The organism is Curtobacterium sp. MCLR17_043, from assembly GCF_003224215.1.
GTDB lineage: Bacteria > Actinomycetota > Actinomycetes > Actinomycetales > Microbacteriaceae > Curtobacterium > Curtobacterium flaccumfaciens.
Map to the genome: position 1 here is coordinate 221168 of NZ_QKLH01000002.1, position 20993 is coordinate 242160.

Consider the following 20993-nt stretch of genomic DNA (forward strand, 5'->3'; position numbering starts at 1 on the left):
TCAGTGGGTTGTGGACGCGGCTCCGCGGCTCACGAGAGCCGGGAACGATCGGTGAGGGAGTGGAATTCCCGGTTGTGGTAGACCAGCGGCTCGCCGCGGTCGGCGCCGACGATGATGTCGAGCACCTCGGCCACGACGACGGTCGAGCTGCCGATGGGGGTCGTCGACAGCGGTCGGCAGCGGAGCGCACTCGCCGCACTCGGCAGGTAGCGGTCGCCGGACGGCAGGGTGCCCCAGATCGGGTCGTCAGCGGCCGGGCTGCCGGTCGAGGCGAAGCGCTTCGCCAGTGCGACCCCGAGGGAGTCGACCAGGTGCACGACGAACAGCGGCGCACCGAGCACGACCCCGGCCGAGCCGGAGTTCGTCGAGAGCGAGAAGACCAGCACGGGCGGGTCGACGGCGACGCTCGCGACGCTCGAGGCGGTGAGGCCGGTCGGTCCGTCGGGGCCTTCGGCCGTGATGACGGCGACGCCGGCAGGGTGCCCGCGGAAGGCGGACTTGTACGCGTCGGCGATGGTTGCCGGTGCTTCGTCGGGCATGGTGATCGTGGTCGTTCCTTCGGGAGGGGCTGCCGTCACTCGGCGGCTGTCACCCAACGTATGACCTGAACCCTGGTTGAGGTCAACGATTCACAGGTTCGGGCGTGGCCGGGCGCGCCGTTGCGGGCGCTTCGTGAGCAGGAATGGTCGGGTCACGCACGGCGACCCGACCATTCCTGCTCACGAAGCGCAGCGGCGCTCGCGGCGCAGCGCGCGCCCGCGCGGCCGCTCAGCGGCGCTTGAGCATGACGAGCGCACCCGCGGCCGCCACCACCATGAGCACCGCGGCGACACCCGCCGTGATCGTCACGCCGGAGTCGAAGGCCGCCCGCGCCGACTCGAGCAGCACCTGCCCGGCGCTGCCGCCGAGCTGGCCCGCCGCGGCGACCGCGCCGCCGAGGGTCTCCTGCGCCGCGATGTGCGCCGCCGAGGACAACCCGTCGGGCACCACGACGTGCGCCCGGTAGGTCGTGGCCAGGATCGTCCCGAGCACCGCGGTGCCGAGCACGGCGCCGATCTCGTACGCCGTCTCGGACATCGCCGACGCCGCACCCGCCTTGTCCGCCGGTGCCGTCGAGATGATGAGGTCGTTCGTCACGGTCTCGGACGCGCCGATCCCGATGCCGAGCAGCACGAACGCGAACGCCAGGGCGGCGATGGAGGCGTGGTGTCCGAGGACCGCGACCAGGGCGTACGCCGCCGCCGAGAACAGCAGCGCGACCGACACGACCCAGCGCGGGGCGACACGCGCCACGATCGGCACGACCGCGAGCCCGGCGACGATGGTCAGGACCGACCCCGGGATGAGCACGATGCCGGATGCGAACGGGTCGAGCCCGGCCACGAGCTGCAGGTGCTGGGCGATGAAGAACAGGAACCCGGTGAGCGAGAACATCGCCGCCAGGTTCATCAGCACGCTGCCGGTGAAGGCCGTGCTGCGGAACAGCCGCAGGTCGAGCATCGGCGTGCGGGACCGCAGCTGGCGACGGACGAACGCGATGCCGCACACGACACCGACGGCGAGCATGGCGATCGCGAGGCCGCGCTCCTCGGGGTGCACGACCGACTTGATGGCCCACGCGATCGGTGCGAGCGCGCCGAGGGACAGGAACATGCTCGGCAGGTCGACCGGCCCGGGCATCGGGTCGCGGGACTCCGGCACGCAGAACGGCACGCCGACGAGCATGAGCACGAGGATCGGCACCGCGACGAGGAACACGCTGCCCCAGTGGAAGTGCGCGAGCAGCGCGCCGCCGACGAGCGGGCCGAGGGCGTTGCCGGCCGCGAACATCGTCGACCAGACGGCGAGCGCCATCCGCCGCTCCCCCGCGTCCACGAACACGTTGCGGATGATCGAGAGCGTGGCGGGCATGAGCATCGCGCCGAAGACGCCCATGGCGATCCGGGCCGCGACGAGCATCCAGGCGTCGGTCGCGAAGGCCGCGGCCACCGAGAACAGTGCGAACCCGGTCGCCCCGATCACCAGGATCCGCCGGCGGCCGATGCGGTCACCGATGCTGCCCATCACGACGAGCAGGCCGGCGAGCACCAGCGGGTACGCGTCCACGATCCAGAGCTGCGTGGTCGCGTCCGGGTTCAGCGCGCGGCTGATCGACGGCAGCGCGAAGCTCAGGATGGTGTTGTCGACCGAGATGAGCAGGACCGGGAGCATGAGCACGGCGAGCGCCAGGAACCGTCGGGCGCGGCTCCCGGTGACGCGGGTGGCGACGGGGCTGGTGAGCAGTGCGGACACGGCGGACTCCTGGGACTTCGAGCCGGACCAGGTCGACGGCGGGTGGTACGTGGGGCAGACGAGACGGGACGCGGGATGGACACGCGCCCCGTCAGGACTCCGTTAGTGTACCGTCCGGACGGTTTTGGTTGCAAATGCAACTGACGACGGCCAGGAGGCCCGTGGCGGTCCCGCCACGGGCCTGCGGACGATCCCCTGGTGGCGTCGTCGGGCCTACGCCGATTCGCGGAGCAGCAACCGGTGGCGCACCGTGCGCTCGACGGCCGCGCCCGAGCGCGGCAGCTCGCCCGCGAGCATGCCGAGCGCCAGGTCGAGGGCCTGACCCGCGACCTCGTCGAGGTCGACGGCCAGCGTGGTGAGCGTCGGTGCGACGAGCGTCCCGAGCGACAGGCCGTCGACGCCGACCACGCGGACGTCCCCGGGGACGTCGACCCCGGCACGACGGCAGGCCGACAGCACGCCGAGCGCCAGCACGTCGTTGAACGCCAGGACCGCGTCCACCCGCCGGTGCTCGGCGAGGATCCGCTCGGTCTGCCCGGCGCCGGCCTCGGCGGTGGGCGCGGACGCGACGACGAGGTCGGGCAGGTACCCGCGCCGCCGGAGTGCCGCGACCATGTGCTCCCCGCGCTGACTCGGCGCGCCGTCGGCGGCGGCGTCGAGCACGACGGGGTGCTTCACCCCGACGTCGACGAGGTGGTCGGCGAGGTCCTCGATCGCGGCGGTCGGGTCGATCCGGACCGCGGCGCGGGTCACCGGCCCCGAGGGGTCGAGCTCGACGACCGGGACCGAGCCGAGCCGTTCGATCCACTCCGGCGCGCGGGACCCGAGGTAGCCGATCACGACGTCGGTCTGGGCGCCGAGGGACTCCACCATCCGGTCCGAGTCGCTCGCGAGCCCGACGTCGGCGAGCATGACGTTCCACCCGCGGGCGGCGGCCAGGCCGAGCACCGCGGATGCGAGTGCCGGTGCGTAGGGGTTCCGCAGGTCGTTGACGACGAGCCCGAGCTGGTGGTCGCCACCCGTGACGAGCCCACGGCCGAAGCGCGACGGACGGTAGTCGAGCGCCGCCGCGGCCTGGAGCACGCGGTCCTTGGTCGCCGCGCTGATGCCGGACATGCCGTTCATCGCGCGGGTGACGGTCTGCCGGGACACCCCGGCGGCCGCGGCGACGTCGATGATCGTCGCGCGGCCGCCCGGGGTCAGGCGCGGAGGTCCAGCCATGCCACCTGTTCCGGGGAGAGTTCGACGGAGAGGCCGGTCATGGACGACCGGGCCTCCGCGATCGTACGGGGTCCGAAGAGCGGGAACGTCGGGAACGGCTGGTTGAGCACGTACGCAAGGGCGATCGCCGTCGCGGGGACGCCGAACTGCTCGCCGAGCTCCCGCGCACGCCGGAGCCGCTCGAAGTTGTCGTCCGAGTAGTAGCAGCGGACGAGTTCGGCGTCGCTGGTGTCCTCGGGCGTCGCGCGGCCGGTGAAGAACCCGCGGGCCTGCGAGGACCAGGGCAGAAGCGGGACCTGGCGTTCCTCGAGCCACGCCTTCGACGCCGCATCGGTCGCGTGTTCGCAGCCGTCCCACGGCACGTCGTACGCCTCGGCGAGACCGAAGTGGTTGCTGAGCACCTCGAACCCGTGCTTGCCGTTGGCGCGTGCGTAGGCGTTCGCCTCGTCGAACCGTGCGGGAGTCCAGTTCGAGCCGCCGTACACACGGATGCGGCCGGCCCGGCGGTGCTCGTCGAGCACGTCGACGAACTCCCCCACCGGGATGTCGGGGTTGTCGCGGTGCATCATGTAGATGTCCGCGTAGTCGGTGCCCTGGCGCTCGAGGCTCTCGAGCAGCTGGCGGGTGATCGACTCCGGGTCACAGTGCGGGGTGTGGGCGCCCTTCGTGATGACGACCACGTCCTCGCGGATCCCCCGGTTCTGGATCCACTTGCCGAGCCTGCCCTCGAGCACACCGCCGCCGTAGATGTAGCCGGTGTCGAAGACGTTGCCGCCCTGCTCGACGAACAGGTCGAAGATCGCGCTGGCGTGTGCCAGGTCCGGCTGGTTGTCGACGCCCATCACCAGGCGGGACATCCGCTTGCCGACGCCCGGCACCTCGCCGTAGCGCATCGGGTTGCCGTCCTGCACGGTGAGCGGCCGGCCGGACACGGTCGGGATGTCGGCGGTCTCCGCCTCGAACGGGTAGCGCAGGCCGATCGCCGCGCGCCACCTGTCGAGCGTGCGGGCGGTGGCGAGGGTCTCGTCGATGGTCATCTGCGCCGCTTCGACCCCGCCGGCACGCAGGGCGTCGGTGGTGGCGTCGGCTTCTCGGGCGTAGGGGTGCTCACCCGCGAACGACAGCGAGCGAGGGGGTTCGTCGACGGTGTGGATCTCGATGGTGGGATCGTCGCCCAGGGTCCACGGGTCGGTGAGCACGATGCGACCGCGCGAGCCGTACACCGACACGGCGTTGTCGTCCTGCACGAAGACGCCGGTCCGGACCGTCGCCGTGATCCCGCCCCGGTAGGTGAGCTGCGCGACCGTCCACTCGTCGACCCCGGTCGGCCCGAGCGTGCCCGTGGCGGTGAGGTCCACGGGCTCGGCGACGGCGACCCCGGTCGCGGCCTGCACGATCGCCGCGGCCATCGTCACCGGGTACCCGCCGACGTCGAGGATCCCGCCGCCGGCGGTGCCGACGTCGAACAGTCGACCGGTGCGCTCGCCCGTCCGGAACGCGAACGAGGCGTCGACGTGGGTCACGTCGCCGATCACGCCGTCGCGGATCAGGTCGAGCAGTGCCGCGGTCTGCGGGTGGAAGCGGTACATGAACGCCTCGACGAGCGGCAGACCGGCCTGGCGTGCGGCGTCCGTGAGCGCCATCGCGGTCCCGTGGTTCACGGCGAGGGGCTTCTCGCACAGGACGGCCTTGCCGGCCTCGAGTGCGGCGATCACGAGCCGGGCGTGCCCGGTGTGCACGGTCGACACGTAGACGGCGTCCACCCGCGGGTCGGCGAGGACCTCGTCGTAGGTCCCGGCGGTCACGTCCGTGAACCCGAACCCGGCGGCCTCGTCGGCGAAGACCTGCGCCCGCTCGGCGGACGAACTGCCGGCCGCGACCAGGACGCCCCCGCTGGCGGGCAGCTGCGAGAGGAAGCGTCGGGCGATGCCGCCGGGGCCGAGGACGGCCCACCCGGGGCCGTCGGTGGTGGTCGAGGTCGGAGTGGTGGCGGTGTTCGCCGTCTGCGCTGACATGCGGATCCTTGTCGTCTCGTGAACCTTCACGGTCGGTTCGACGCTAGCGGGCGCCAGAGCGATCGGCAATGGTCCTGCGGCGATTCGTGAGCGTTCACGGCGGTGGCGGAGGAGCCGGCGTCCGCGACCCCCGGAACTGCTCCTAGACTCTGGGCATGGCCAGTGCCCGCGACCGTGTCCTCGACAGCTTCGTCGCCATCGTGTGCGAGGAAGGCGAGCGTCCCGCCACGCTCGACGCCGTCGCCGCGCGCGCCGGTGTCTCGAAGGGCGGCCTGCTCTACCACTTCGGGTCCAAGGCCGCGCTGGTCGAGGGGCTCTGCGAACGCCTGTCCGACCTGTCCGCGATCGACGTCGAGCGCATGCAGGACGCCGAGGACGGTGCCGCGCGCTACTTCGTCCGCAACTGCCTGTTCGTCGGCAGCGAGCTGGACCTCGCCCTGCTCGCCGCGAGCCGCCTGCAGCAGGCCGGCTACGAAGAGGCCGGACGCACCCTCGACGACACCGAGAACGCCTGGCTCGCGACCCTCGTCGACGCCCTCGGCGACGAGCCGACCGCGCAGGCCGTCAAGCTTCTCGGCGACGGGCTGTACCACCAGGCCTCACTCGGTGCTGCGAGCGAGGTACGACCGAAGCGGGGCAGCGTCGACATGGAGACCCTGCTCACCGTCGTCGACCGTCTGATCGCGACGCGACCCGGAGCGTGAACCGGCACACCCCCGGCTGGGGATAGACTGGGGAACGATCCACTCGTCGACACCCGGAGGTATCCCGTGGGCCGCGTCATCGCCGCTGTTTTCTCGATCCTGCTGCTGCTGGTGTCGATGTACCTGTTCGGGTTCGCCTTCCAGGTCGAGTCGGGCCAGGCCTTCGTCTTCATGGCCGGCGTGCTCCTGATGAGCCTCTCCTTCTTCCTGCCGATCCACGTGTTCGGCAAGCGCTAGCCAGCAAGCACTGCCGCGAGCCAGCAAGCACCGCCGCTGGCCAGCAAGCGCGGACCAGCAAGCACAGAACGGCCCCGCACCTCACCGGTGCGGGGCCGTTCTGCGTGGAGCGTCAGATCACGAGCCGATCAGACCGGGAGGCGCAGGGACCGCAGCGTCACCGCGGTGCTGATCGCCGCGTGTGCGGCCTCGGCGCCCTTGTCCTCCTTGGAGTCGGGCAGCCCGGCGCGGTCGAGTCCCTGCTGCTCGTCGTCCAGCGTGAGCACGCCGAACCCGACGGGCTTGCCGGTGTCGATCGCGACCTGCGTCAGGCCGCTCGTCGCAGCACCCGAGACGTACTCGAAGTGCGGGGTGCCGCCGCGGATGATGACGCCGAGCGCGACCGCCGCGTCGAAACCGGCCTCGAGCGCGGTCTTCGCGACCACGGGCAGCTCGAAGCTGCCGGGGACGGGGATGACCTCGGCCGTCGCCCCGAGCCGCTCGACCTCGCGCTGTGCGCCGGCCAGCAGGCCCGCGGCGATGGTGTCGTGCCACTGTCCGGCGATGACGGCCACCCGGATCCCGGTGCCGTCGACCTGGTCGCGGTCCGCCGCGCCTGCTCCGCTCATCGTGTCGTTCCTTCCGTGGGCGCTGCGGTCGCTGCCGCCGCCCGGTCTGCCGCGTCCAGCCACTCGGCGAGCGCGGCGATGGTGATGACGGGCACGCCCTCGCGCGCCCCGAGTGCGACGAGCGCCGGCAGCCGCATCATGCTGCCGTCCTCGTCGACGATCTCGCAGATCGCCGCAGCGGGCCGGAGCCCGGCTGCTGTGACGAGCTCGATCGCTGCTTCGGTGTGCCCGGCGCGCTCCCGGACCCCGCCCGGTCGTGCGCGCAGGGGCACCACGTGTCCGGGGCGGTGCAGGTCGTCGCGCACCGAGGTCGGGTCGGCGAGGACCCGCAGCGTACGGGCACGGTCGTGGGCGCTGATGCCCGTGGTCACGCCGACGGCGGCGTCGACGGTGACCGTGTAGGCCGTGCCGCGGACGTCCTCGTTGTGCGCCACCATCGGCGGCAGGTCGAGGGCGTCGGCGATCTCGGTGCTGAGCGGCGCGCAGATGAACCCGGACGAGTGCGCCACAGTCCACGCGATCCACTCCGGCGAGGCGAGCTCGGCGGACAGGATGACGTCACCCTCGTTCTCGCGGTCCTCGTCGTCGACCACGATCACCGGGCGCCCGGCGGCGATCGACGCGATCGCGGCCTCGATGCTCGACAGCCCGAGTGCCTGCGGGACGGCACCGGTCTCGGCGACCATCACCGGGCCTCCGATCCGACGGTCTCGAGCGACTGCGCCGCGGCGTCGAGCCGCAGCATGCGGCGGACGTGCCGTGCCAGGACGTCGGTCTCGACGTTCACCCGGTCACCCGGCACGCGGAGCCCGAGCGTCGTCGCCTCGAGCGTCTCGGGGATCAGGCTCACCTCGAACCAGGCCGCGTCGGGCGCGGTGTCCTCGGGTGAGACCGCGCTGACCGTGAGCGAGACGCCGTCGAGCGCGATCGAGCCCTTGTCGACCACGAGCGGGCTGAGCGCCGGCGCGAGCGAGAACCGCACGCGTCGCCAGCCGTCACCGTCTGCCGTCTCGAGCACCGTGGCGGTGCCGTCGATGTGGCCCTGCACGATGTGCCCGCCCAGGCGGTCACCCACCGAGGCGGCGCGCTCGAGGTTCAGGCGGTCCCCCACCCGGAGTGCACCGTGGGCGCTCATGTCGAGGGTCTGCTTCATGACGAAGGCGGTGAAGGTCTCGGGGGTCTGCTCGACGACGGTCAGGCAGACACCACTCGTCGCGATCGAGTCGCCGTGCCGGGCGTCCTGCACGACGACGGGGCCGTGGACGGTGAGCGCGACGGAGTCGCCCTGCTGCTCGACGGCGGTGACGGTGCCGAGTTCCTCGATGATGCCGGTGAACACTGGTGTCCTCTCAACGGGACTCCGGGGGCGTTCGACGATCGTCGGCATCGACGGACGGGTCGCACCCCACGGGTCGTGGGGTCGTCCTGTCCGCCCAGCGCGCCTCCCATCCGGACTTTCACCGTCGGTCCCGGAATCCCACCGGGTCAACCTCTGTCGGGTTCGCACCCGTCATCAGTTCGTGGACTGTCACCACCGGCTCGGAATTACACCGACCCCGGAGCGCTTGCGTAGTCGGAACGATACCCCAGGCCGCTGACGGCCGCGCCACGGTGGCAGCGCCGTCGTAACCGGGCGTCTCCCCCGGGCGCGGTGAGCACGTGGCACCCGCGGTCTCCGACGTCCGCGTCCGGCGTCCGGCGTCCGGCGTCCGCACTGCGACGATGCACGAGTCGATCGACGAGCGGTCCGTCGGAACATGCACACGCATCCGATGCGCCGACATGTTCCGACAGGACATCCGTCGATCCTCCGGTGTTCTGTCGCGGAACGCGCACGCCCCCCCGGGCATGGTGACGAGGGGCGCCACGGTGTGACGCCCCTCGATCACCCGCCGGTCAGTGCCGGCGACGGAGCACGAGCGTGCCCGCTCCGGCGAGGAGCAGCAGGAGCGCGAACCCGGCGGGCAGGACCGGCGAGCCGGCTCCCGTGTAGGCGAGCTCCGGCTGGCCGTCACCGGCCGCGGCGGCTGCCGCGACGGTCCCGGCGCTGGTGCGGACCCCGCTGGTGGCAGCGGTCGTGGTGGTCACCACACCCGCAGTGGAGGCCCGGGGCGGCTCGACGACGCCGACCACGCCCACCGGGATGGTCGCCGTGCCGGGCGTGGTGCCGGTGTCGGTGCCCGTCCCGTCGGTGGGGACGGTGCCCGGGTCGGTACCGGGGTCCGTACCGGGGTCGGTACCGGGGTCCGTGCCCGGGTCCGTGCCCGGGTTGGTCCCGGGGTTCGTGCCGGTGCCGGGGGTGGTGCTGGTGCCGTCACCGACGATGCCGATCCCGTTGCCGCCGATCGTGATCGGCAGGCTGATCACCGGGGTGACCTGGGTGCCGGAGAGCAGGCCGCCGTCGCCGGAGGTCGAACCGCCGGCCGTCGGGGTCGTGGTGCCGGTGGCCGGAGCCGTGGCGCCGCCGGTGCTCGTGCCGTCACCGAGGACGCCGATGCCGTTGCCACCGATCGTCACCGGGACGTCGACGACCGGGGACACCTGCGTACCCGAAGCCGTGCCGTCCGAACCCGAGGTCGTACCACCGGCCGCCGGAGCGGTCCCGGTACCCGTGCCCGTGCCCGCAGCGGGCGCCGTCCCCGTCGCGGTGCCCGTCCCGAGCAGCCCGATGCCGTTGTCCGCCACCGTGACCGGGATCGAGACGACCGGGGACACCTGCGTGCCCGAAGCCGTGCCGTCCGAACCAGAGGTCGAACCACCGGCCGCCGGAGCAGTTCCGGTACCCGTGCCCGCAGCGGGCGCCGTGCCCGTCGCGGTCCCGTCACCGAGGACACCGATGCCGTTGCCACCGATCGTCACCGGGACGTCGACCAGGCCGGTCACCTGGGTGCCGGAGAGCAGTCCGTCGGTACCCGAGGTGCTGGGTGCCGACGGTGCTTCGGCAGCCGGCGCCGGAGTGGTCGCCGCCGCCGGGGCGGTCGACGTCGCGGTGCCGTCGCCGAGGACGCCGATCCCGTTGCCGGCCACCGTCACGGGGACGGTCACGGCCGGGGCGACCTGGGTGCCGGAAGCGGTGCCGTCCTCGCCCGAGGTGCTCGGAGTGGGAGCGGCAGGAGCAGCAGGAGCCGGTGCCGGTGCCGGTGCTGCAGGCGCCGGAGCTGCCGCGGGTGCGGGTGCGGCGGCCGAGACCGCGTCACCGGCGACCGCCACGGCGTTGCCGCCGACCGTCACCGGTGCCGCGACGTCCGGCACCACCTGGGTGCCCGAGAGCGTGCCGTCCTGGCCCGAGGTGCTGGGGGCAGGAGCGGTCGTGGCCGGAGCCGGAGCAGGCGCCGGAGCGGCGGGCGTGGACCCCGTCGCCGTCGACACCGCGTCGCCGAGCACGGCGATCGCGTTGCCGCCGAGGGACACCGGGGCGTCCACGGAGGGGGCCACCTGGGTGCCCGAGACGGTGCCGTCGGCACCGGATGTCGTGGCCGCGTTCGCCGCAGCCGTGCCGCCGAGCGTGAGCCCGCCGACGAAGAGGGCGAACCAGAGCCCTCTGGAGACGTACTTGTTCATGGTCGTACTCCCTGATCGAGATCGTCACCGACCGCGGACGCAGCCGGGATGTGTGCGTGCCTGCCGTGGCGGACAGGCGCACCGATCTCAGTCAGGGGCGACGTCGTGCTCGCCGACGACCGATGCGGGGACCGCGTCGTCGGAGAGCGTGCCGCGAGACCCCGCGGCGAGGGAGACGATGTCGTCGGTCGAGCCGACGATGCCGACGGCTGCTGCGCCGCCGGAGGTCGAGGAGGCACTGCCACCGAGCACGCCGGCGTCGGCTCCGTCGAACGGGAGCCCGTGGCCCTCACCGTCCGCGGGGACGAGCAGCGCGTGTCCGCCGAGGGTCGCGTCCTGCACATCGACGGCCGAGACGACCGGGCCGACCGTTGCCGTCGTGGCGGCTACGTCGACGGGCTCCGACGGGCGGAGTCCGGCTGCGCGGTCGCCCACGGCATCGGCAGCGACGACGCGCGCGGATGCGGGTGTGGGTGCGATGGGCACCGTGGCGCCCTGCGGGGCGACGGTTCCGGGCCGGACGGGTGTGTTCGCGACCGGCACCGACGGGACGGGCCCGGCGGACGGGTTCGAGCCGCCGCCCACCGGGAGCGCGGGGACGTCGACGACGGGGTCCGTGCCTCCTGGCAGGGTGCCGCCGACGGACGGGACGACGCCCTCGACCACGTCGGGGACGGTGCCGACGGTCGTGCCGACCGAGCCGAGCGTGTCGTCGACCAGGCCCGTGACCGGACCGGTGACGGTGCCGAGGGCGTCGTCGCCGAGGACCGCGCCGACCACCGGGACGCTGCCGACCACGTCGTCGACGGTGTCGACGACGGCGGTCACGGGGCGCGCGTCCGTGACGCGTTCCACGGTTCCGGTGACGGGGCGCAGGACGTTCGCGACGGTGTCGGTGGCCGGCCTGGAGGCGCTGCTCACCTGGTCGACGACCTGTCGCACCGGGCGCGTGGCCGGGTGGGCCGCAGGGGCGGTCGTGGTCGGCTCGGCAGCCGGGGTGGTCGCGACCGGAGCGGGGCTCGACGGCGCGGGGGTTGCGGGAGCCGGAGCGGGGGCTGCGGGTGCCGGTGCGGGCGCTGCGGGCACCGGAGCAGGTACGGGCGCGGGGGCCGGAGCAGGTGCGGGTGTGGGTGCCACGGCCTTGCGGACGGGATCCGTCACGCCGCCGACGACCTTGCCGACCTCACCGGTCACGCCCTGCACGGTGCCACCGACGCCGTCGACGACGCTGCCGACGAGTCCGCGCTGCTCGGTCGGTGCGGCAGAGGTCGTCGCGGCGGAGGCCGGTCGCGCGCCGAGGAGCAGGGACAGCAGCACGAGGGCGGCGAGCGTCCCGACGCCCAGCAGCACGATGCGGAGTGCGGCGCGCCAGGGTGGGCGCAACGGGTGGTCCATGCGCTCACCTCCTGATCTCGGCTGCGCACGTAGAGTGGTTGACCGGCAATGTACGCCGATCCGGTCCGGAACACACCCTGTTTCGGAAGAAATTCTCAGGAAGGGCCGTCCGTGGTCTCGATCTTCAACGCTCCGACCCGCAACCTGGACATCGTCACGCTGCACGAGATCCTGCGGCTCCGCCAGGACGTCTTCGTCGTCGAGCAGGAAGCCGCGTACGGCGACATCGACGGCCGTGACCTCGAGCCCGGCACCGTGCAGTTCTGGGCCGGCAACGGTTCGGTGGACGCGACGCTCCGCCTGCTCCGCGAGCCCGACGGCACCGAGCGCATCGGCCGGGTCGCCACCGCGAAGCACGCCCGCGGCCAGGGGCTCGGCGCGCAGCTCATGGAGGCAGCGATCGCCGAGTCCCGTTCGCCGAGCATCGCCCTCGGTGCCCAGTCGCACCTGGAGCAGTGGTACGGCCGCTTCGGCTTCGTGCGCTCGGGCGACGAGTACCTGGAGGACCGCATCCCGCACATCCCGATGACCCGGAAGCGCTGACCCGACGGCGCTGTTCTGACCGCGCTGATCAGGGCTTTCGCGCGTCAGGCCCGCCAGCGCCGCAGTTCGTCGAACGAGCGGCCCTGCGTGGCCCGGTCGGCGACGAGGCGTTCGAACACGATGTTCGTCTGCGTCGTCGCCACCGAGGGGTCACCGCTGAGCTCGTCGGCCACGAAGTCCCGGAGCTGCTCGGTCGACTCGCACGCGATGTGCACGAGGAAGTCCTTGTCCCCCGCCAGGAACGACACGTCCTGCACGACGGGCACCCGCAGCAGGCGCTTGGCGAAGTCCCGCAGTTCGTGGCGGGCTGCGGCGTGCACCCGGACGGACACCATCGCCTCGATCGAGAACCCGAGCCGGGCGACGTCCACCTCGGCTCGGTAGCCGCGGATCACCCCGGCGTCCTCGAGCGCACGGACCCGTGCCAGGCAGGTCGACGGCGCGATGCCGACGGCGGCCGCGAGCCGGTTGTTCGGGATCCGGGCGTCGGCCGACAGGGTCCAGAGGATGCGCTCGTCGACCTCGTCGAGGCGCGGAGCGGGGTCGGGGCGACGTGCGGGACGGTCGGACACGCCTCGACGCTACCGCGACGGCGCGAGCAGGGCGCGGAGGGCGTCCTCGAGCGCGGCCGACACGACGGCGTCGTCGGCGGATGCCAGCGGTTCCACCGCGGTGGACTGCCGGAGCATCGACATCCCGAGCACCACCGCCAGCGCGATCTCGGCACGGACGAGCAGCTCCTCGGACCCCGCGCCGCCGACCGTGCCCGCGAGCCGTTCGGCGTACCGGCGCAGCGTCTCACGGCGGATGGCATCGGCGCCGTCGTCGCCGGAGGACCGGAGCAGGAGCATGAGCTGCAGGGAGTCGTCGTCGGTCGGGGCGCGCACGATGTGCGTGATGATGCCGGTCAGCGCCCGTTCGAGGCCCTGCTGGCTCGCCTCTTCGGCCCCCAGGTCGCGGACGACGCGGTCGAGGCAGGCGCGGAAGAGCCCCTCCTTCGAGCCGAAGTACCGGTTGATGAGGGCGACGTTCACCCCGGCGTCCCCGGCGATGTCGCGCACCGTCGTCCCGCGGTATCCGTCGAAGGCGAACCGACGCCGGGCGGCCTGCACGAGCAGGAGTCGGGTGGCCGCGGCGTCCTTGCTCATGGAGCGCAGCCTAGCGGTCCTCACAGGGATGTAAGCAAGCGTTGACATGCCCTCTCGAACGCGTACCCTCGTCATGTCAGCAATTGTTTACATCGACGACCACGACGACACGGAGCACGATGACCGACACCATGCAGAGCCCACGGACCGGCTCGCACCCCACCACCGACGGACGCCGGCCGAACAGCACGGCGATCATCGTCTACCTGTCCCTCGGCGGCCTGTCCTTCGCGGTCCTGCAGTCACTGGTCGCCCCGGCACTGTCGACCATCGGGCAGGACCTCGGCGCCTCCACCAGTGCGACGAGCTGGGTGCTCACCGCGTACCTGCTCTCCGCCTCGGTGCTCACGCCGATCCTCGGTCGCCTCGGCGACATGATCGGCAAGCGCAAGGTCCTGATCGTCGTGCTGTCGATCCTGCTCGTCGGCGCCGTGCTCGCCGCCCTCGCACCGAACCTCGGCGTCCTGATCGTCGGGCGCGCGCTGCAGGGCGCCGCCGGAGCGGTGATGCCGCTGTCGATCGGCATCGTGCGTGACGAGCTGCCGAAGGAGAAGGTCAGCGTCACGATCGGTCTGCTGTCGGCGATCTTCGGTATCGGTGCCGGTGTCGGCATCGTCGCGGCCGGGCCCATCGTCGAGCACCTGTCGTGGCACTGGCTGTTCTGGCTCCCCGCCGTGCTCGTCGTCATCGCACTGCTCGGTGCGGTCTTCGGGATGCCGGAGTCCCCGGTCCGGAAGCCCGGTCGCCTGGACATGGCCGGCACGTTCGTCCTCGCGGTGTCGCTCGTCGCCATCCTGCTCGCCGTCAGCGAGGGCGAGACCTGGGGCTGGGGCGACGGCAAGACCATCGGCCTGCTGGCCCTCGGCGCCGTCGCACTGGTCGTGTTCGTCCTGGTCGAGCTCCGGGTCGCCGAGCCGCTCATCGACGTCCGGCTCTTCGCGGTCCGCGGCGTCTGGACCGCCCACGTCGTCGCACTCGTCTTCGGGTTCGCGATGTTCGGCACCTTCGTCCTCGTGCCGACGCTGCTGCAGCTCCCGACGGCGCTCGGCTACGGCTTCGGCAAGGACGTCACCCAGGCCGGTCTCTTCCTGCTGCCGACCGTCGTGATGATGGTCGTCGCCGGGCCGATCGCGGGCATCCTGGTACGCAAGGTCGGCCCGAAGCCGCCGATGCTCATCGGTGGGTTCGCCATCGTCGCCGCGTTCGTGCTGCCGGCGATCGCACACGCCGAGCTGTGGCAGGTGGTGGCCTCCGGTGTCCTGACCGGCATCGGCATCGGCATGGCCCTCGCCGCCTGCTCGAACGCGATCATCGAGAGCGTCCCCGCGAACCAGACCGGTGAGGCCATCAGCGCCAACACGGTCGTCCGCACCATCGGCTCGAGCGTCGGCACCGCCGTCATCGCAGCGCTCATCACCTCGCACAGCACACCCCAGGGACTGCCCACCGACGACGCCTTCACCATCGGGTTCTGGGCGTGCACCGGTGTGGCGGTGGTGGCCGTGCTCGCCGCGCTCGCCGCGCCGTCCATGCGTGCCCGCCGCGCAGCGGCCGCCGCCCGTGGGATCGACGACCTCGAGGAGGTCACCGAGTAGGGCATCGGGCCCGACCACCGGGAGGCCCGTCCAGCGTCGTCGACGCGGGGCGGGCCTCCCGTCCGTTGCGCAACCTGGGAACGCACCGGGCACACGCGAGTCAGCGTGACGATCATCGGACCGGTCGCGTCCCGTCAGGGGACGCGGACCGCCGCGCCCGGACAGGAGACCCCATGAGCAGCACCGACCACGACGACACCACCGCTCCCGGACGGCCGTCGTTCCGCGACACCGTGACCGCCGGACTCGTGCAGAAGGCCCTCGAGCCGGTGCTGCGCGCCGTCCGCGAGGAGGTCGCCTCGGCGCGGCGCGAGATCGGCGAGCGCGCGAGCGGTGCGAAGACCGGGCTGGTGCTCACCGGGGTGGCCGTCGGGTTCGCCCTGACGACCCTGGTCGCGCTGGCCGGCTTCGCGGTGGCGCTGCTCGCCCTGGCGCTGCCGCTGTGGGCGGCGACCGGGATCACGTTCGTCGTGTTCGCGATCGTGACCGCGATCCTGTTCGTCGTCGGCCTGCGCGGGATCCGGCGGGGTGTGCCGCCGGTGCCGAAGGACACGATCCAGGCGGCGAAGCAGCGGGTGACGCACGCGGCGGACGCCCAGACGGACAGCGCCGCGCGCGACTGACGGACCCGACGGACCTGCGGCGGGGGCCGCGACCGCCAGCGCTCGCTCCGCTACATCGCCAGGGTCATGCCGACCACCGCGACGGTCATCGCGAAGACCTCGCCGCTGCGGACGGCCCGCCGGTCCTCGCGGCCCCACTCGTACCGGAGCAGCCAACCGCTGAACGCGCAGTAGCCGATCACGCCGGCGCCGAGCACCGCGGACAGGGCGATGCCGTGCCCGGCGTGGTCGCCGGCGACGCCCGAGGCGTGGCCCATCAGCAGCATGCCCGCCATCACGACGGCGGAGAGCGCGCGGTGGACGTCCATCGGCTCCGCGCGGCGACCGTCGGCGCGGCGGCGACGCATCACGGGCAACGGCGCGAGCAGGAGCAGGAGGGTCGCGGCGAACAGGGTCCACACCGCTCCGGCGTCGACGACGGGCATCAGCATCGCGACGAGCATCACGCCCGCCGGCACGATCACGCCCGGGCGCGGTCGGTAGCGGTCACCGACGATGCAGCACACGGACGCGAACTGCGGCACGACGAGCATGGCGTCGGCGACGGTCTCGTGCACGTGGGGCGTCCTCGGTGCGGCGGAGTGGTGCGGGGTGGGGTCAGTCCTCGGCGCGGGCAGCGGCCTTGGCGGCGCGCTCCTGCTTCACGCGGGCGTTCTCGGCGTGCACGGCGGCCTGCGTCGCACGCTCACGGACGAGCCACTCGGGCTTCTGCTCGAGCAGCGTCTTGATGTCCGCCGTCGTCAGTGCGTCGTCGATCCCCGCACGGCTCAGGCCGGAGATGGAGATGCCGAGCTTCTGCGCCACGACGGGTCGCGGGTGCGGGCCGTCGCGTCGGAGGTCCTCGAGCCAGGTCGGGGGTTCGGTGCGGAGCTCGTCGAAGGCGGTCCGCGTGAGGGGAGCGCTCTGGAAGGACTCCGGAGCCGCCGTCAGCAAGATGCCGAGCTTCTTCGCAGCCGTCTCGGGCTTCATGGTCTGTTCCTGCGCCATGAGGACAAGGGTACGGCCCCTATGCTCGTCTGCATGACCGCGGCTCTCACCATCGCCTTCGTGCCGGGGGTCTCCCCCGCAAAGTGGGCCCGTGTCTGGCGGGAACGCTTCCCCTCCATCGAGCTCCGGCTGCGGCCGATCGGCGCCGACGACGTCGACGACACGCTGGCCGGCGAGGCCGACATGGTCTTCGCACGCATGCCCGTGTCCGAGCAGCACAACGCCATCCCGCTCTGGACCGAGACGGCCGTCGTCGCGATGCCCAAGGACTCCCCCCTCGCCGAACTCGCCGAGGTCGACCTCGCCGACGCCGAGGTCCACGTGATCGACGCCGGCCCGGTGCCCGCCGACATCGACGGATCGCTCGACCTGGTCGAGTCGAACGTCGGCGTCGTCGTGCTCCCCCAGTCACTGTTCCGCGCCGCCAGCCGCAAGGACCTGGTCGGTCGTCCGCTCATGGACGCCGAGGGCACGCGCATCGCGCTGGTCTGGCGGGACGAGGACGCCACCGAGACTACCGAGGAGTTCATCGGCGTGGTGCGCGGGCGGACCGCCAACAGTTCGCGCCAGCCAGGAGGCCCGGATCGCGACGCCGACGACGACTCGCGTCCGGTTCGTGCCGGCGCCAAGGCCGGGTCGGGTGCCAAGGGCTCGTCCAGCGGGTCGGGTGGGTCCGGCGGGTCGGGTGCGTCGGGTTCCAAGGGCGGCGCCGCGGGCGCCGGCGGCAAGGCCAAGGCGAAGTCGCCCGGCAGCGGTAAGTCCGGCGCCGGCAAGAAGTCGAACACCGGCAAGGGGCCGACACCCGGACGCGGCAAGATGCGCGGGAAGCCGAGCCGGGGTTCCAAGGGCAACCGATGACGGACACGCGGCTGGCACTGATGCCGGCCACGCGCCTCCCGGCCTGGCTCCAGCGCACGATGGCCGAGTACGTCGAGTCGCGGATGCAGGCGGGCGAGACCCGCGAGCAGGCCGAGGCGAACGAGCAGCAGTCACGGGACCGCTGGTTCCCGGGCGGGTCCCCCGCTGACGGGCAGCTCGTGTGGGACGTCACCGACCAGGACGACACCGTCATCGGGTACCTGTGGATCGGACCGCTCACGCCGGGCAGCACCGACTGGTGGGTGTTCAACGTCGAGATCGACGAGGCACACCGGCGCCGCGGGCACGCACGGCGGGCGCTCGAGCTCGGGCACCGCGCCGCTGCGGAGCACGGTGCGACGAGCATCGGGCTGAACGTGTTCGGCTACAACACCGGGGCGCAGGAGCTCTACGCGGCGCTCGGGTACCAGGTGACGTCGGCGCAGATGCGGAAGCCGCTGGTCTAGCCCGCGGCGGCGGCTGCTGCTGCTGCCGCTGCTCGGGTCACAACACCCCGCGTGCATGGCCCCGAGCGGTCACGAAGTGTCGACTGGCCGCGCCCGGAACGACGTGTCGTGACCACTCGGCGGACACCAGCGGGGATTCGTGACCGCCTCAAGGTCCGCGTCAGCGCAGGACGGCTGCGGCGGCGCGGGTCACCCTCGCGCCGCGCGACTCCTCGGCTGCTGCGCGGGCCCGGGTGACGACGACGGCGTCGGCGCGCTCGGCCGATCCGTGGTCGAACGGCGGTTGCGGGTCGTACTCGATCTGCAACTGGATCGCCTCAGCAGCGGGCTGTCCAGCGAGCTCGGCCGCGAGCCACAGCGCCATGTCGATGCCCGCGCTCACCCCGGCCGCGGTGACGACGGCGCCGTCCCTTGCGATCCGGGCGTCCACCGGCTGCGCGCCGAAGGCCTCGAGCATCGGCTTCGAGGCCCAGTGGGTGGTCGCGCGTCTGCCGGCGAGCAGCCCCGCGGCGCCGAGCACGAAGGCACCGGTGCACACCGAGGTGATCCACGTCGCGTGCTCGGCCTGGCGCCGCACGAAGGCCACGACGTCCGGGTCGAGCATCGCGTCGAAGGCACCGTCACCACCGGGCACCACGAGCACGTCCGCGGGTCCTGCATCCCTGATCGTCACGGTGGGGACGAGCGCCAAGCCGCAGTCGCTCGGCACCGGGTCGAGCGTCGCCGCGACGTACTCGACGCGTGCGCCGGGCACGCGGCTGAGGACCTGCGCCGGACCGGTCAGGTCGAGCTGGGTCAGGTGCGGGAACAGCAGGAACGCGATCCGGAAGTCGTCGGCCATGTCGTGACCATAGTCCCGGCGAGGACGTGCGTCATGGGCGGGCTGGCTCGTGCTTGCTCGTGCTCCTGGGCTGGACTGGGCTCGCCTGTCAGCCCCAGATGCCGGAGGTCCCGCGCCGGTGGCTGCCCACCAGGTGGGTGTCGACGATGCCGAGCGCTTCCATCAGGGCGTACATCGTGGTCGGTCCGACGAAGGCGAATCCGCGCTTCCGCAGCGCCTTCGACAGGGCGAGGGACTCGTCGGACTTCGTCGGGACCTCGGCGGAGGACCGCGGCTCGGGCGTGGTCGCCGGCCGGAACGACCACACGAAGTCGGCGAGCCCGCCGTCCTGCCGCAGGGCGATCGTGGCGTTCGCGTTGGTGATCGTCGCGAGGATCTTCGCGCGGTTCCGGACGATCCCGGCGTCGGCCATGAGCCGTGCGACGTCGTCCTCGACGAAGGCTGCGACGGTGTCGGCGTCGAAGTCCGCGAAGGCGGCCCGGAACGCCGGTCGTTTGGCGAGGATCGTGCGCCACGACAGACCGGACTGGAACGCCTCGAGCGAGAGCCGCTCGAACACCCCGCGTTCGTCGCGGACGGGCATGCCCCACTCGGTGTCGTAGTACTCGCGGAGGAGCTCGTCCGACGACGCCCAGACCGGCCGGGCGAGGCCGTCGTCGCCGGTGACGAGGTCGGGCACGGGCGGGGCGTCGACGGGCTCGGTGCTCATGCGACCATCCTGGCGGGCGCCGCCGACAGCCGATCACTCACTCGGCGGGCGGGCCGTCCTGCGTCGCCTGCTCGTCCATCCACACGTACTCCCAGCGGTGTCCGTCCGGGTCGGTGAAGCTCCGCTGGTACATGAAGCCGAGGTCCATCTCCGGGCGGTCTTCGGTGCCGCCGGCGGCCACCGCGGCGTCGACGATGCGGTGGACGTCCTCCTTCGACGGGGCGCTGAGCGAGTTGATGACCTCGATCGTGTCGGCGTCGGCGATCGTCTTGTCCGTGAACTCGGCGAACTTCGCCGTCGTCAGGATCATGACGGAGATCGTGTCGGACACCACCACGCACGCCGCGGTGTCGTCGCTGAACGCCGGGTTGATCGAGTACCCGAGTGCCTCGTAGAACGCCTTCGAGCGCTCGAGGTCCGTGACGGGCAGGTTGATGAAGACCATCGTGTCCATGGCGGTTCCTTTCGTCACGCTCAACCTGGACCCACCCGGTCCAGCGCGCAACCGTTTCGCGGGGGAACCAACCGGTACACAATATGCTGGTCGGATGCGGGCGGACGTGGACGAGTCAGAACCCGGTGGTGGACGGGACCACACCGCGTACGTCCTCGCTGCGGTGATCATGCGGATCAACGGCGAGGACGAAGCCCGCGAGGCGGTTCGACGGGCGACCCCTCGGCGGATGCGGAAGCTGCACTGGTACGAGGCACTCGGAGAACAGCGACTCTCATGGCTCGCCCTCCTGCGGCATGCCGTCGCCATCGTCGTCGTCCGTTACGCCGGTCATCCGGCCCGGACGGAACGCCGTCGCAGGCGGTGCCTGGAGCGCCTTGCTTGGGAGCTCGATCAGCGAGGAGTCAGTCGCGTGGTCTTCGAGTCGCGCGGGCCGTCACGCGACGCGAGTGAGGCTTCGATGATGGAGTCACTCCGCGGTCGGGGCCTCGGCGCAGAGTTGCAGTACGAACACGTCCGAGGCGGTGTGGAGCCGCTGTTGTCACTCGCCGACATCGCCTGCGGGATGCACGTGCACGGCGCCGAGAGCGAGCACGTGCGATTGGAGGTCGTGCGGGCCGAGTGACGGTCCGGACAGCGCAAAACCCCGGTCCCGCGCTGGCTGCAGGATGCTCCGGGGCTCACTTTCGACCGAGCAGCACCCGATCGACATATCAATGCTACCCGCAACGCTCG

24 protein-coding genes and 1 riboswitch are annotated in these 20993 nt (G+C 72.3%); of the genes, 8 read left to right on the plus strand and 16 right to left on the minus strand.

Going from position 1 to position 20993, the window contains the following annotated elements:
- Window positions 1-29: 29 nt before the first annotated feature.
- From DEJ03_RS02885 to DEJ03_RS02900, 4 genes are all read right to left on the minus strand, one after another.
- Window positions 30-539: a flavin reductase family protein gene (locus DEJ03_RS02885; protein WP_027466322.1), complete on the minus strand. Its 510-nt coding sequence runs from the start codon at window positions 537-539 to the stop codon at window positions 30-32.
- A 229-nt stretch (window positions 540-768) separates the two neighbouring features.
- A complete protein-coding gene (locus DEJ03_RS02890) occupies window positions 769-2292 on the minus strand; it encodes an MFS transporter (RefSeq protein WP_110863423.1) in 1524 nt (507 codons plus the stop codon).
- Between the two features lie 213 nt (window positions 2293-2505).
- The gene (locus DEJ03_RS02895) at window positions 2506-3513 is read right to left on the minus strand and encodes a LacI family DNA-binding transcriptional regulator (protein WP_110863424.1); all 1008 of its coding nucleotides are present in this window, start codon (window positions 3511-3513) and stop codon (window positions 2506-2508) included.
- Window positions 3492-5528: an aldo/keto reductase gene (locus DEJ03_RS02900; protein WP_110863425.1), complete on the minus strand. Its 2037-nt coding sequence runs from the start codon at window positions 5526-5528 to the stop codon at window positions 3492-3494. Before DEJ03_RS02900 ends, DEJ03_RS02895 begins: the two co-directional genes overlap by 22 nt.
- Before the next feature lie 155 nt (window positions 5529-5683).
- On the opposite strand from DEJ03_RS02900, the gene DEJ03_RS02905 reads away from it, so the two are divergent.
- Window positions 5684-6232: a TetR/AcrR family transcriptional regulator gene (locus DEJ03_RS02905; RefSeq protein WP_071406283.1), complete on the plus strand. Its 549-nt coding sequence runs from the start codon at window positions 5684-5686 to the stop codon at window positions 6230-6232.
- Window positions 6233-6298: 66 nt separating this feature from the next.
- A complete protein-coding gene (locus DEJ03_RS17790; RefSeq protein WP_017888559.1) occupies window positions 6299-6469 on the plus strand; it encodes a hypothetical protein in 171 nt (56 codons plus the stop codon).
- A 128-nt stretch (window positions 6470-6597) separates the two neighbouring features.
- Here DEJ03_RS17790 and ribH read toward each other — a convergent pair whose 3' ends face one another.
- The 5 genes from ribH to DEJ03_RS17795 all read right to left on the minus strand — a co-directional run bounded on the left by ribH (window position 6598) and on the right by DEJ03_RS17795 (window position 12033).
- Complete coding sequence (gene ribH / locus DEJ03_RS02910) at window positions 6598-7077, minus strand: 6,7-dimethyl-8-ribityllumazine synthase (RefSeq protein WP_071406282.1); 480 nt, start codon at window positions 7075-7077, stop codon at window positions 6598-6600.
- Window positions 7074-7763, minus strand: a complete 690-nt coding sequence (ribB, locus tag DEJ03_RS02915) for a 3,4-dihydroxy-2-butanone-4-phosphate synthase (RefSeq protein WP_110863426.1) — start codon at window positions 7761-7763, stop codon at window positions 7074-7076. Before ribB ends, ribH begins: the two co-directional genes overlap by 4 nt.
- The gene (locus tag DEJ03_RS02920; protein ID WP_071247477.1) at window positions 7763-8416 is read right to left on the minus strand and encodes a riboflavin synthase; all 654 of its coding nucleotides are present in this window, start codon (window positions 8414-8416) and stop codon (window positions 7763-7765) included. The genes ribB and DEJ03_RS02920 overlap by 1 nt, the downstream gene beginning before the upstream one ends.
- 94 nt (window positions 8417-8510) lie before the next feature.
- Window positions 8511-8645: riboswitch (FMN riboswitch) on the minus strand.
- Window positions 8646-8973: 328 nt separating this feature from the next.
- Window positions 8974-10638: a hypothetical protein gene (locus DEJ03_RS02925; RefSeq protein ID WP_181422579.1), complete on the minus strand. Its 1665-nt coding sequence runs from the start codon at window positions 10636-10638 to the stop codon at window positions 8974-8976.
- A gap of 87 nt (window positions 10639-10725) precedes the next feature.
- Complete coding sequence (locus DEJ03_RS17795) at window positions 10726-12033, minus strand: hypothetical protein (RefSeq protein WP_181422580.1); 1308 nt, start codon at window positions 12031-12033, stop codon at window positions 10726-10728.
- Between the two features lie 111 nt (window positions 12034-12144).
- On the opposite strand from DEJ03_RS17795, the gene DEJ03_RS02935 reads away from it, so the two are divergent.
- A complete protein-coding gene (locus DEJ03_RS02935; RefSeq protein ID WP_027466313.1) occupies window positions 12145-12576 on the plus strand; it encodes a GNAT family N-acetyltransferase in 432 nt (143 codons plus the stop codon).
- Window positions 12577-12620: 44 nt separating this feature from the next.
- On the opposite strand, the gene DEJ03_RS02940 is transcribed toward DEJ03_RS02935, so the two are convergent.
- Window positions 12621-13148, minus strand: coding sequence for an Lrp/AsnC family transcriptional regulator (locus DEJ03_RS02940; protein WP_027466312.1), 528 nt, complete (start codon window positions 13146-13148; stop codon window positions 12621-12623).
- 9 nt (window positions 13149-13157) lie between these two features.
- Entirely contained in the window at window positions 13158-13724 is a 567-nt protein-coding gene (locus DEJ03_RS02945) for a TetR/AcrR family transcriptional regulator (RefSeq protein WP_110863427.1), read from the minus strand.
- A gap of 119 nt (window positions 13725-13843) precedes the next feature.
- Between DEJ03_RS02945 and DEJ03_RS02950 the strand changes: the two genes are divergently transcribed.
- Both DEJ03_RS02950 and DEJ03_RS02955 read left to right on the plus strand, forming a co-directional pair.
- Complete coding sequence (locus tag DEJ03_RS02950) at window positions 13844-15319, plus strand: MFS transporter (RefSeq protein ID WP_110863428.1); 1476 nt, start codon at window positions 13844-13846, stop codon at window positions 15317-15319.
- 173 nt (window positions 15320-15492) lie between these two features.
- Window positions 15493-15942 (plus strand): phage holin family protein, encoded by a 450-nt coding sequence (locus DEJ03_RS02955; protein WP_110863429.1) that lies wholly within the window; start codon window positions 15493-15495, stop codon window positions 15940-15942.
- 50 nt (window positions 15943-15992) lie between these two features.
- On the opposite strand, the gene DEJ03_RS02960 is transcribed toward DEJ03_RS02955, so the two are convergent.
- Together DEJ03_RS02960 and DEJ03_RS02965 are read right to left on the minus strand one after the other, a co-directional pair.
- Window positions 15993-16499, minus strand: coding sequence for a hypothetical protein (locus DEJ03_RS02960; RefSeq protein WP_017888550.1), 507 nt, complete (start codon window positions 16497-16499; stop codon window positions 15993-15995).
- A gap of 40 nt (window positions 16500-16539) precedes the next feature.
- The gene (locus tag DEJ03_RS02965; protein WP_017888549.1) at window positions 16540-16929 is read right to left on the minus strand and encodes a DUF5997 family protein; all 390 of its coding nucleotides are present in this window, start codon (window positions 16927-16929) and stop codon (window positions 16540-16542) included.
- Window positions 16930-16962: 33 nt separating this feature from the next.
- On the opposite strand from DEJ03_RS02965, the gene DEJ03_RS02970 reads away from it, so the two are divergent.
- Window positions 16963-17787 (plus strand): LysR family transcriptional regulator substrate-binding protein, encoded by an 825-nt coding sequence (locus tag DEJ03_RS02970; RefSeq protein ID WP_181422581.1) that lies wholly within the window; start codon window positions 16963-16965, stop codon window positions 17785-17787.
- Window positions 17784-18254, plus strand: coding sequence for a GNAT family N-acetyltransferase (locus tag DEJ03_RS02975; RefSeq protein ID WP_110863431.1), 471 nt, complete (start codon window positions 17784-17786; stop codon window positions 18252-18254). Before DEJ03_RS02970 ends, DEJ03_RS02975 begins: the two co-directional genes overlap by 4 nt.
- Window positions 18255-18414: 160 nt before the next feature.
- Here the strand turns inward: DEJ03_RS02975 and DEJ03_RS02980 are convergent, their stop codons facing one another.
- The 3 genes from DEJ03_RS02980 to DEJ03_RS02990 form a co-directional block, all read right to left on the minus strand.
- Complete coding sequence (locus DEJ03_RS02980; RefSeq protein WP_110863432.1) at window positions 18415-19095, minus strand: DJ-1/PfpI family protein; 681 nt, start codon at window positions 19093-19095, stop codon at window positions 18415-18417.
- 88 nt (window positions 19096-19183) lie between these two features.
- A complete protein-coding gene (locus tag DEJ03_RS02985) occupies window positions 19184-19804 on the minus strand; it encodes a DNA-3-methyladenine glycosylase I (RefSeq protein ID WP_110863433.1) in 621 nt (206 codons plus the stop codon).
- 37 nt (window positions 19805-19841) lie between these two features.
- Entirely contained in the window at window positions 19842-20258 is a 417-nt protein-coding gene (locus DEJ03_RS02990; RefSeq protein ID WP_110863434.1) for a VOC family protein, read from the minus strand.
- Window positions 20259-20352: 94 nt separating this feature from the next.
- Here DEJ03_RS02990 and DEJ03_RS02995 point away from each other — a divergent pair, with 94 nt between their 5' ends.
- Window positions 20353-20883: a hypothetical protein gene (locus DEJ03_RS02995; RefSeq protein WP_110863435.1), complete on the plus strand. Its 531-nt coding sequence runs from the start codon at window positions 20353-20355 to the stop codon at window positions 20881-20883.
- Window positions 20884-20993 lie beyond the last annotated feature (110 nt).